Origin of the sequence: Paenibacillus xylanexedens, from assembly GCF_007676705.1 — a bacterium.
In the GTDB taxonomy this organism is placed as follows: domain Bacteria; phylum Bacillota; class Bacilli; order Paenibacillales; family Paenibacillaceae; genus Paenibacillus; species Paenibacillus xylanexedens_C.
The window spans coordinates 57280-69176 of sequence record NZ_VEBF01000006.1 but is presented as its reverse complement, the minus strand read 5'-3'; the positions used below and the strand labels follow the sequence as shown (position 1 = coordinate 69176).

Annotated in this window: 11 protein-coding genes; 7 read left to right on the top strand and 4 right to left on the bottom strand. The window is 46.5% G+C overall.

Going from position 1 to position 11897, the window contains the following annotated elements:
- Positions 1 to 30: 30 nt before the first annotated feature.
- Positions 31 to 1062 (bottom strand): ribonucleotide-diphosphate reductase subunit beta, encoded by a 1032-nt coding sequence (locus FS628_RS24510; protein WP_145325587.1) that lies wholly within the window; start codon positions 1060 to 1062, stop codon positions 31 to 33.
- Between the two features lie 376 nt (positions 1063 to 1438).
- Positions 1439 to 3772 (bottom strand): ribonucleoside-diphosphate reductase subunit alpha, encoded by a 2334-nt coding sequence (locus tag FS628_RS24505; RefSeq protein ID WP_145325586.1) that lies wholly within the window; start codon positions 3770 to 3772, stop codon positions 1439 to 1441.
- Positions 3773 to 4544: 772 nt separating this feature from the next.
- Here FS628_RS24505 and FS628_RS24500 point away from each other — a divergent pair.
- Complete coding sequence (locus FS628_RS24500; protein WP_145325585.1) at positions 4545 to 4871, top strand: MTH1187 family thiamine-binding protein; 327 nt, start codon at positions 4545 to 4547, stop codon at positions 4869 to 4871.
- Positions 4872 to 5042: 171 nt separating this feature from the next.
- On the opposite strand, the gene FS628_RS24495 is transcribed toward FS628_RS24500, so the two are convergent.
- The gene (locus FS628_RS24495; protein WP_145325584.1) at positions 5043 to 6167 is read right to left on the bottom strand and encodes a PsbP-related protein; all 1125 of its coding nucleotides are present in this window, start codon (positions 6165 to 6167) and stop codon (positions 5043 to 5045) included.
- Positions 6168 to 6246: 79 nt separating this feature from the next.
- On the bottom strand, positions 6247 to 6621 hold the full coding sequence (locus FS628_RS24490) for a helix-turn-helix domain-containing protein (RefSeq protein WP_145325583.1): 375 nt from the start codon (positions 6619 to 6621) through the stop codon (positions 6247 to 6249).
- 350 nt (positions 6622 to 6971) lie between these two features.
- Here FS628_RS24490 and FS628_RS32090 point away from each other — a divergent pair, with 350 nt between their 5' ends.
- The 6 genes from FS628_RS32090 to FS628_RS24470 all read left to right on the top strand — a co-directional run bounded on the left by FS628_RS32090 (position 6972) and on the right by FS628_RS24470 (position 11893).
- Entirely contained in the window at positions 6972 to 7076 is a 105-nt protein-coding gene (locus FS628_RS32090) for a hypothetical protein (RefSeq protein ID WP_017690880.1), read from the top strand.
- 43 nt (positions 7077 to 7119) lie between these two features.
- Entirely contained in the window at positions 7120 to 7227 is a 108-nt protein-coding gene (locus tag FS628_RS32085; RefSeq protein WP_221825910.1) for a YjcZ family sporulation protein, read from the top strand.
- 226 nt (positions 7228 to 7453) lie between these two features.
- A complete protein-coding gene (locus FS628_RS33490) occupies positions 7454 to 7753 on the top strand; it encodes a hypothetical protein (RefSeq protein ID WP_440131310.1) in 300 nt (99 codons plus the stop codon).
- An 807-nt stretch (positions 7754 to 8560) separates the two neighbouring features.
- Complete coding sequence (locus FS628_RS24480; protein ID WP_145325582.1) at positions 8561 to 9157, top strand: RNA polymerase sigma factor; 597 nt, start codon at positions 8561 to 8563, stop codon at positions 9155 to 9157.
- Positions 9154 to 10137 (top strand): anti-sigma factor, encoded by a 984-nt coding sequence (locus tag FS628_RS24475; protein WP_145325581.1) that lies wholly within the window; start codon positions 9154 to 9156, stop codon positions 10135 to 10137. The genes FS628_RS24480 and FS628_RS24475 overlap by 4 nt, the downstream gene beginning before the upstream one ends.
- A 244-nt stretch (positions 10138 to 10381) precedes the next feature.
- The gene (locus FS628_RS24470) at positions 10382 to 11893 is read left to right on the top strand and encodes an HD domain-containing phosphohydrolase (protein WP_145325580.1); all 1512 of its coding nucleotides are present in this window, start codon (positions 10382 to 10384) and stop codon (positions 11891 to 11893) included.
- Positions 11894 to 11897 lie beyond the last annotated feature (4 nt).

Genomic DNA, 11897 nt, shown 5'->3' with positions numbered 1-11897 from the left:
TTATATCGGAAATACTGAATCTGTAGGGGTTTACAAATCGTCAAATCCGTTATCGTCGCCGACTTTACCGTAGTTACGGGATTTGGCTTCGAAGAAGTCTGTTTTGGTTGCATTCAACGCTTCATCGGAGAATGGTTTAATCCAAGGCATGCAGTTTACGTCCACACCTTCATATGCTTTTTCCATACCCATCAGACGCAGACGTTTGTTGGCGATGTACTTGATGTAGTCTTCCAACTCGTTCAGGTCAATGCCGCGTACGTTGCTGAGCGTGTAGTGTGCCCAGTTAGTTTCGAGCTCAACAGCACGATGGATTGTTTTGTATACGTAGTCCATGTTCTCAGGTGTGTTCAGTTCAGGGAAGTCTACCAGCAGCTGTTTGTACACTTCGGCGAAGAAGTAACAGTGTTGGTTTTCATCGCGCTGGATATAAGAGATCATCTGGCTGGTTGCCATCATTTTCTGGTCACGGGCCAGATTGTAGAAGAAGGCAAACGTACTATAGAAGAAGATACCTTCGAGTACCAGATCGGCTACCATAGCTTGGAAGAACGTCTGTGGAGACGGCTCGTCCCGGAAAGTTTGGTAGATGTCTGCGATGAAACGGTTACGGTCAAGCAGGACTGGATCATTTTTCCAGTATTCAAAAATTTCCTTTTGCTCCCGATCAGATACGATCGAAGACAGGACGTAGGAGTACGATTGGTTATGAACGACTTCCTGTTGTCCGATAATGGCCGAGATCGCTTCGAGTGAAGAATCGGTAAAGTAACGTTTTACGTCACCGACAAACATCGTCTGCATGGAATCAAGTACCGCGAGCAGAGAGATGTTGATTTTAAACGTACGTTGTTCTTCCTCGTCCAATTGGGCAAACTGGGAAGCATCTTTGGACATTGGAATTTCGTCTGCGATCCAGTGGTTGAGCAGCAATACTTTGTACAACTTGTACATATGAGGCATGCGAATGTCGTTCCAGTTCAGGATACCGGAGCATTCACCTTCAATAATACGGGTCGATTGGTTAGGGGCTTCGGTGTTGAAAATTTTCTGTACTTGCATAGTCCGTTCACTCCTTGAATGAATTTACACTGTATAACTACGATGACAGAACAACCTTCCGATCGCTGTTATCCCCTGATTTTTTGATTCCCTCTTTCAAAGGGAAAAATCCGGTGATAAAGGCGAAGTGAATGCTTCCGAAGTAGCTTTCTTCCAGAAAGCTTTTAGCTTCGCTTCTTCAGCTTTTTTCTGTCCTCTTCGTTATCGTGTAATCATTAATTCTTTTATTTATAATGTGGCATCTATATCAACATCTTGCGATGCTGTGATCGTGTTTTAGGCAAAAAAGAACCAGGGCAACGCCATTTTGCAATCAAAACAGGATGCCCTGGTGGTCATCGTGGATCTAGTCAATCTTCTCTATCACGGTCAAAACTTAGCTTGCGCAAGAATCACATTCTTCAATGGTTAATGCCCGGCTACGGACATAATAAGTTGACTTCATGCCGGCTCTCCAGGCATGCAAGTGCAGTTCCAGGAATTCCGTTGCTTTGATATCCGGACGAACATACAGGTTGAAGCTCTGTCCCTGATCGACGTGGCGCTGACGGGCAGCAGCCATATTGATGGAAGCATGTTGATCGACCATGAATGCCGTTTTGTAATACCAGATCGTTTTTTCGGACAGATCCGGTGCCGGATTGGCAATCTTGTATGTTGTTTTCTCTTCATAAGACAACAGCTCATAGAGCGGATCAATGCTGGCTGTTGAACCGGCAATGATGGATGTGGAACCGTTAGGCGCAATGGCGAACAACCAGGCGTTACGTACACCGTTTTGCCGTACTTCAGCTTGCAGTTCTTTCCATTGTTCGGTTGTTACGAACTCGCCTACGCGCTCACCTGACGTGTATTCGCGTTGGTCGAAGTAGTGACCACTTTCCCAATCGGAACCTTTGAATTTCGGATAATGTCCTTTTTCTTTGGACAGCTCCATGCTGGCTTTCACGAGCAGATAGTTAATTTTTTCATACAGATTATCGTTATACGTTACCGCTTCATCGGACTCCCAGCGAATACCTTCGAGGGCAAGCAGGTGGTGAAGTCCGAACGTTCCCAGACCGACTGCACGATATTGGCTGTTGGTGTATTGGGCTTGCAGCACTTCAATATTGTTAATGTCGATAACATTGTCCAGCATACGTACCTGAATCGGTACCAGACGCTCCAGTACATTGTGAGGCACGGCACGTGCCAAGTGAATGGAGTTCAGGTTGCAGACAACGAAGTCGCCAGGCACTTTAGAAATCACGATGCGAGTCTGTCCATCTTTGGTTACGAGTTCTTCCTTTTCTACCACAGTGGCAGATTGGTTCTGCATGATCTCGGTACAAAGGTTGGAAGAGTAAACCATACCGTGTGCACGGTTCGGGTTCGCACGGTTAACGGTATCCCGGTAGAACATGTACGGCGTACCTGTTTCCAGCTGGGATTTCATCACACGTTTCATAATGTCAATCGCCTGAACTGTGATACGGGACAACAGCGGGTGGTTGACCGCTTCTTCGTATTTATCACGGAACGCACCTTCGCCAAAGGACTCATCGTAGAAATCTTCCAGTCCGAGTGCACGACCATTCTCGTCTTTCCAACCCATCACTTTCTTCGTTTCGTGCGGGCAGAACAAGCTCCATTCGCCGCGGCTGGATACCCGCTCCATGAACAAGTCAGGCAGACAGATGCCGTGGAATACGTCATGCGCACGCATCCGCTCGTCACCGTTGTTCAGCTTCAGGTCGAGGAACGCCAGAATGTCTTTGTGGAAGACGTCCAGATATACGGCAATGGCACCTTTACGTGTACCGAGTTGGTCTACGCTGACCGCTGTATTATTTAGTTGGCGAATCCAAGGGATTACACCGGAACTTGTGTTTTTGTGACCACGGATATCCGATCCACGTGCTCTGACTTTGCCAAGGTACACGCCGATGCCGCCACCCATTTTGCTCAGACGCGCTACATCGGTATTGGAATCGAAGATACCTTCAAGTGAGTCGTCAACCGTATCAATGAAGCAGCTGGAGAGTTGTCCAGCCACTTTTTTGCCTGCGTTGGACATCGTAGGTGTAGCTGCTGTCATATACATGTTGCTCATCGCCCAGTAAGCTTCCTTGACGAGATCCATACGTTTCTCAGCAGGCTCCTGATGCATCAGGTACATCGCGATAACCATGTAACGCTCTTGTGGCAACTCCATTACTTTTCCGTCAAAATCGTGAGCAAGGTAACGTTCTGCCAGTGTGAGCAAGCCGATGTAATCGAAGAGCAGATCGTTGCGGTAGTCAATGCACTCAGCAAGTTCGTCGATCTGTTCTTTGGTGTAACATTCCAGCAATTCTTCGCGGTAGATGCCTTTCTTCACGAGATCTACAAGAAGAGGATGGAATGCGCCATAAGGCTCGTCCGGGTAAGACTTGTATCTGCGGTTGGTAGCCGCTTTTTTGTACAGGGAAGTGAGCAGGGAGCGTGCCGCTGCAAATTTCCAGTTAGGCTCCTCTTTGGTTACCAGTTCCAGTGCGCTCATCATAAAAGCGTTGCTGATCTCGTCTCCGGTAACTTCATCACGGCGGAGCTTGCTGTTTACCCCACGTACCAGACGTTCCTTGTCCAGCATATCCAGTCCTTCCAGAATACGGTCGGCATATACCGAGATGCGCATATCATCAAAGGCAAGCTGGCGATTGTTCGGCTTGGTCACAACTTGTGGCATGAATATTCCTCGCTTTCGCATGTTTAAGAGATAAATTGGAGAAATTCTTTATATAAAGAATTGAGTGTCTTCTTACGGTGAGAAAAAGATATAGGTTGCGTATTGCGGACTGAAACGGCGGTGACAGGTCATGTCTTAAATCGCTCAACTTGAGGAGCACAAAGCAGCACAACGCAGAACATGCTCATATAAAAAGCATTCTCCCGCCTCGCGGCTGAAAATGCCCATGGATGCTCTGGCTTCCTCACTGTCTTAGCATTCAGAATATCGACAGAAAAGGGTGCTTATGTAAGCTTTTGTCTATTGCAGATATACCTGTGGTTTTGAGGATACCGGATGCAGTCCAAACAGCCCCGTTAACCTCCATGTCAACTCTGATTCGAGAAAGCGATTTACACCTACAGGGACGTGCCTTTGAAGGTGATTTCATCCTGTTTTTCACGAGATTGCAGAAGGTGACTAATAGAAGCGGAGAAATCTAGTGTTACTACATTTTGTAGCTGTCAACATACTGTAACCCAACATATTGTGTTTGTAAAGTGGGCCGATACAGTAAAACGTAATTCCGAGTATACCATTTAAGCCGAGAATCCGCAAAGGAAAAGGACTGGAAGATTTGAAGATTTATCAAAAAAATTTTTTGGGCAATTCCAATGACGTCTTCACGTCAGTTTGAATTATGACGTATTGAACTGGTAGAATAAAAACAGTCAAAAATCGACTAAAATAAGCGGCAGCGGTTGTTCACGGGGCCCAGAGGAGGCGTAGCACAATGGCAATAGCAGAAGTGACTGTCATTCCAATTGGAACGGCCACGACCAGTCTGAGCAGTTATGTGGCAGACATGCAGAAGGTATTGGAACATCAACGGGGCATTACATATCAGTTAACTTCCATGAGTACCATTATTGAGGGCCCGCTTAACGAGATCTTTACAGCAATCGCGGCTCTGCATGAAGCGCCGTTTCTGTCAGGAGCTCAGCGTGTCTCTACATCCGTCAAGATTGACGACCGTCGTGATAGACCCGATGCCTCAAGCGTACAGAAGTTACAATCGGTTCAGGACAAACTGACAGCGCTCCAGGCGCATCCGAATTAATGATTTAGTGTAAACATCCGTATATTCGGTTATTCAGTATGTTATGAGTCATTAATTAAAGCTTAGATGGTGTAGTTAACGTGAATTTCTGACATTTATAAACTGAAAGACAAAAAAGGACCAGTTTAGCGTTCATAAGCTGGTCCTTTGTGTACACACATTTATCATCAATTATTCTGCAACTACCAACGAGGCGCCAATCAACGTGGCGTTGGTGTAACCGCCACCGACATTTTCAAAAGAGAAGTTGGCAATTGGTGCACCGGTAACCGTAGCGTAATCGCCGTCAAGCAAATCTCCGGTCGTTGCAGGATATAACGCTATAATATCGTTTCCGTTCTCATCCATGACATGAACGACAGAGAAAGTTGCTCCGAGAGAGCTATCTTCTTCAACTGAGATGACTTCCCCGTTAACTTGTACGAAAGTATTGTAATAGTTGGCGACATTTTTATTTAAATGTCGGGTCGTTACATTGTTGTCAACGAGATCCTTTGCCTTTTTGCGGAGTTCTGCTGTGCTGGCCGGGAATACATCGCTATGTTTACCAAAGAAATCGTAAGAAGCCTGCTCCATAAAGGCTGTATCTTCCGTAATGTACGGAGTTAATTCATTAAAGAAATCGGCAACTGATGCTGTGGCAGATGAATTTCCAGTCGTTGCAGTTGGTGCTGTTTGCTCCAGAGAAGCAGTAATGCTTAGGGAATCAAGAATATCTTTGATCTCATCCTGATTATAAGTATCCTTGGCGTAGGTTAACGTCATGGTATAGAGTTCTGTATTGGTCGGAATCAGATACTGCACAAGGATAACATCTGTACCCGAGGAATGCTTATAGGCTCCTTCCAAGACACCAGCGCTATATTCTTTATAAGGCTTGTTCGTGTAGCTGGTTTTTGTATAATCGGAAATGCCGATGCTTGAACCGTTTTGTGTGTAATAATCAACTATATTATTGGCGTATTCTTCAGGATTGATTGAGCCGGTTGAGCTGGCCTCAATCGTCAGATTCATATTATCTGCAAATGTGACTGATGAAGATTGGTCTGAAAAAGCAGCTTTAATGGATGGAGCATTCATTTGACTTGTATCTACGCTTTTCCAGGATTCAGGATAGGCAAAAGAAAATCCTTCTCCACTATATGTAGTGTATTTCGTAGCTTTTGCTTCAGCTGATACAGTCTCTTTTGTATTGTTTACTTCCGAGGTTGAGGTGTCTGCTGTTTTGTTTGTTTCTGCATTTCCACAAGCACTAAGCAATGCCGCTAGGGCCAAAATCGTAATAAGCTTCTTCATTATGTCTAAGTTCTCCTAATGTGCTTCCCATCGGTTGGGATTTTTTCTAAGGTCATCATCTCGTTTGGGATAATCAAGTTTAGATGTTAGGTGTTCGTAATTGCTCGCTAATAAATTTAAAAAACTGCCTGGTTTCATTCTGAAGCTGATCCGGAGCATGGAGATACTCTCTGAAGAAGGCTCCATGTACAGGATGTTGTAGATAAAAATGAACGTGTTCATCCAGATCTGGGGAGACATCAGAAAAAGGGCTTTTGGTAAGTCCGATAAGGTAATCAGCGGTTGTTCCCAAAACATTCACCAGGCGACCCAAAGCATCCGGGTCAGGTTTCCTGTGATTGGTTTCATACCGGGACAATTGGACTACAGTAAGATCGGTTAATCGTGATAATTCTTTCTGCGATAACCCCATTAATTCCCGTAAGTACTTCATGCGTTCACCAAGAGTGGGCATAGCAACTCCTTTCTACGTTATTAGTAAAATAATAACATTAATAAAGATTTCAGTATTCATAATTACCAAAAAGGTAATTTGTATGAATTTAACATGTATGCTTCTAATAATATACCGTATTGGTATCAATATTGAGCAATAGTACACTCATTTTACATATATAACTGTGAGGTTTATTTATGACCTAACGTATTCGAACAAAGCGGACAGACTTAAGAACTAATCCTGTATATATGCGCAATGCGAGAATAATCTGTGGAAAAAGAACAGCCCATTTTTGACCTGAGCCCGGTCCCATATCGGATCGGTGCATATAGTGAACTGTACCTCAAATCAAAGGAGGGGTTTACATGAGTGGAGTAGTAGGTGGATACGGCGGCGCATGGACATCGACTGGCGCGATTCTGGTTCTTTTCATCTTGTTGGTTATCATCTCTAAAGCATTCTTGATCTAATAAACGGTTTGGACCCTAATATATCGGTAAAGGAGGGTTCTGTATGAGTGAAGTAGTTGGAGGCGCAGGATACGGCGGCTGGACATCGACTGGAGCAATCCTCGTTCTGTTCATTCTGCTCGTAATCATCACTAAATCTTTCTGGGTATAATATGGCGAACTCTGCCGGGCAACCGGTAGGGTTTTTTTGGCTATGGACAAGCATGAGGGAGAGCCGCGGTGATATAGACTGCGGAAGGACGGCGATGCGGCGATAATGGGGAAGCTAGTCCATTGGCTAAACGCCCATTTTATCAAAATGAGGGCGATAGCCCGGTCCAGAGGTAGGCAGAATACATAGCTTAGGGGTGTAGGCAAATGTTAAGGAGGAATGAACAATGAGCGAAGTAAAACCAAACTCACCGAACGGACAGGGGCATGTATACGGACATATGGGAGGTAATGAACACATGTATGGATATCAATACACAGGTCACACTATGCACGGATATGGTTGCGGTACAATGCCGATGGGCTACGGTTACGGACACCAGCCTAACCAGGCTCCAATGATGCACGGTTATCAACAGGGCTGTGGAGTATCCTATGGTCATGGTGGCTCAAGCTGGGGTTCCATGGGTACGATCCTCGTACTGTTCATCCTGCTGGTGATTATCTCCAAAACAATGTTCATCTAATTAGTTGTGAGTCAAGAAAGCTTTGCTGAATGTGGACCGTTACAATGGGGCTGGTACCAAAAGCTCTAAACCTTGAAATTAATGATAGGCGTAACACTCCTATAATCAGATTGGGACAGCGTAGGGATTTCATCCTGCGGTGTCCCTTTTTTGTATCTGGCAGTAGGTGGGGAAGCTATAGGTATGAGAATGGAAAAAGGGGGAGCTGAACTTATTTGGTGAGTTAGTGAGCGGATGGAGAAAGTTTTCTTACCATATGGACTGTTCCCAATTGTAGGGTTGGGAGGGGTATGTAGACATAGATAAACACCCGGAACCCAATTCCGGGTGTTTTGTGTATGTTTTCAATCTTCTCAAGAATAAGTGATATCCAAAACAACAAAAGCCCTACCTCTCTTTTGTCCTTGCGGCTCCGATGACCGCGCCAGTGTGAATGGGAACATCTTGTGAAACTCTGTAATACCGGGTTATTGTGATTCAGGTTCTTCAATCTTCATAGGTTGATTGGTACTTAATTCGCTGCGGTCGCAGCATGAAGAAAATATTCCGGGGTTTAAAGAAGACAGAAATCATATGAGGTTGTTTAATACAACTTTTATAGTATACCACAGGCTGTAATTATTTGCAATAAAAAGGAAAGCGTAAGCAGAACAACATGTTTACGGGCTTTCTTTCAGTCGAAAGTTGAGTGGCTAGTTTGAAAATATACAGAAACCTTTCCAAAGTATTTCTCACTAGAGGTAATCCTCTTCAAAAGTTTCTGCGTAGGTTATAATAATGAGGGAAGAAACAGAAAGGGGCCCTCGCATGACTGAATCGATGGAGGACAGCAGGTTAATGCGGCAGATTGCGGAACGTGATGCTTCCGCACTGGAGCTTTTATATGACCGTTATGAGCGTGCGGTATACTCTTTTGCCTACAGGATCGTTGGCGATCCCATGACGGCGGAAGAGACCGTTCAGGAACTTTTTCTGCGGGTCTGGAATAATGCTGAACGATACGATGCTTCACAGGGGAAGCTGACCACATGGATGTTTGCGATAACACGTAACATTGCAGTGGACATGCTGAGGCGGAAATCGAAAGGGGCAGCGACTACTTCAGTTGAACAGGAGACACTGGCGGCCTATGCCGATGAATATACAAACACGGAAGAAGAAGTGCAGCGTAAATGGGAAGGCACCCGGATTAAAGAGGCGTTGTCCCAATTGAATGGTGATCAGCAACAAGTCATCGAATCGATATATTATGCGGGATTAACCCAGCAGGAAGTATCCAGCCGATTCGGGATTCCGCTGGGTACAGTAAAGAGCCGTGTCAGGCTTGCCATGCGCCAGCTTCAAAAGTTGCTGGCCGATGCTGAATTGCATCCGGACGCGGGAAGGGAGGGCATACATCCATGATAGAACGACATGAGGAGTGGTCTGATCTGGCACCGATGTATGTGCTGGGCGGACTGGAAGCAGAGGAAGTGGCGGCATTTGAAGCGCATATGGCGACTTGTGAATCTTGTCGCCAGGAAGTGCGGGAATTGCAGGAAGTGACTGGCTTCCTGCCACTGGCGGCGGAACCTGTAGCGCCGCCGCAAGGCATGCGAGCACGTGTGCTGGGCAACGTGCTCGGACATGGGCAGGAGAGCGCCGAGGCGAAGCCAGCGGCTGCTCCTGCAGAGCCTGAAGCACCCGTGGTGCTTCAGGAGGACCTTGCGCCGCAGCACGAACGTGCGGCGCAGCCCGGGCCAGGCTTGCCGCCGGTAACGGCGGTGCCTGCGACCCGGGTGGAAGAGGCTGCCCAGGCACAGCCAGGGCAGCCACAAGCGCGCGCGCGTGCGCGCAGCAGCCGCGCATGGCGTGTGGCCAGCGCCGGCCTTGCGGCAGCAGCGCTGGTGCTCGGCGTGTATGCGGCGCAGCTGCAGAGCCAGATCGACTCGCTGACGCAGCAAGCGGAGGGCTCGTCGGCTACGCAAGAGCAACTGGTGCAGGCACAGGCACAGAATGCGCAGCTGCAAGAGCAGCTGGCATCAGCTCTGAAGCCTGCACAGGGAATGCAGACTGGCGAGGCAGTGAAGCTTAATCCTGCAACGCAGGATATTGTAGCCCAGGGTCTCGCAACCATCGTTATTGACAGCAAGGGCACTCACTTGGTAGTGCAAGCTGAGAATCTGCCGAATCTGGAAGGCAATGAAGCGTTCCAGGTCTGGTTGATCAAGGGGGATACACCTCAGAATGCCGGAACATTCCTAAGTCGTGATGGCACGGGAGCGGTGTACTATACATTGGATTCGGCCAACGACTATGATACGGTTGCGATCACACTTGAACCCGATGCCATGGGAGATGAGCCGCGCGGTACAATGATTCTGGCTGCCAAGATCAAAGGATAACTATAGGGATATCACAAAAGGCTGCTCCTTCGTGGAGCGGCCTTTTTGTTATTTTAGAGTACCATCAAGTTACTGCGGAACGTGACGGTTTTTTTACGATTTGATAGGTGGAGCTTCAGTATCTGATCAGGGAATTTTATTAATTTTTCAGTCTAAATAACCGATAAACAAATAGAAGGCAATACCCTTAATCTCCCCGTGTCTCAAGGGAGAAGTGGTTGCACATAGAGAGTGAGGGGTTCAGTTGGAAGTATACCGTTCATTTATCTTTCGCCTGATACGCAATTATCTGATCGGTTCACTGGCAGCTGTTTTTGTTGTCGGTACAGTGGCTATGGTATCTACCTTACAGATACCCAATATTCAATTTGTCCGACTCATCGTCATTGTGTTGATATCAATCTTGTTCATGCTGGTCGCAGAATTGATTACGTTATGGGTGCAGTTGGGCCCGATAAGGCAATTTTTTGCTTCAGAATATCATGAAAAAGATGACTTGAATCGCATGTATGAGAGTATCCATCGTTTTCCGGGACAGACCATATATCGAATTATGGGTCCGCACATGCTTGGTTTTTCACTTCCGGCAGCTGGACTAACCATATGGATGATATCCACAGGGTGGCTTGAGTTCCCTTACGGGTATATTGTGGTGGCTGCAGCGTGCGCCTTTTTGATAGCCATCATGCATGCGCTGATTGAGTATTACCTAACGGTACGGGCGATTAGACCCCTGTTACTTGAGATTCGCCATCGAGGCAAAACCCAATATGGGATGGAGCCTTCACTGGGAGGGCGCATCCTGGTATCGATCCAGCGTAAATTTCAGCTAAGTACGGCACTGATCGGACTATTTCCTCTATTTTTATTTTTCTTGGCTACATATATCCGGCTGCAGTATATGGACAAAGAATTTGCGAAAGAGTACATTCTGTGGGGAATTCTCATCGTTGTTCTGGGCGCGGGGTTTGCGCTGGTGGGAAGCTGGTTGTTGATTCGTGATGTTCGTGATCCGGTTGCCGAGCTGACGCATGAGATGAACCGAATTCAGGAGGGAGATCTTGGCAGAAGAGCTCCGGATCTTTATGCGGATGAATTTTCTGCACTAATCTCCGGTTTCAATATGATGATTAATCGACTTGAGATGAGACAGGAACGTAATCGGCAGCTACTGCAAAGTTATTTTTCTACGCTGGCGGCTGCATTGGACGCCCGAGATAAATACACGGCAGGCCATTCCATGCGTGTGGCAGAGTATTCGCTTATGATCGGCAAGCTGAGCGGAATGAATGAAGAACAGGCGGATTTATTGTACAAATCAGCCCTGCTTCATGATATTGGGAAAATTGGCATACCTGATGAGGTGTTGTTGAAGGATGGTAAGCTAAGCGATGAAGAATTTGCGATCATTCGTACACATCCCGTGCAGGGAGAAAGTATTTTGTTACAGATAGAACCCATTGATGCCATGGCGGACTTCCTGCCAGGAGTAAGATCTCACCATGAGAGATATGATGGCAAAGGATACCCGGATGGTATGGCTGGCGATGATATTCCGCTTTTTGGGCGAATCATTGCGGTGGCAGATGCCTTTGATGCCATGACGTCTGATCGACCATATCGGAATGGAATGAGTCACGAGAAAGCGCTAACGATTTTGGAAGAAGGAAAAGGGACCCAATGGGATCCCTATTTTGCAGGCTTATTTATTGATGAATGGAGACGACAACAGCATATGCAGAAACCATCGAAGTGAGGGA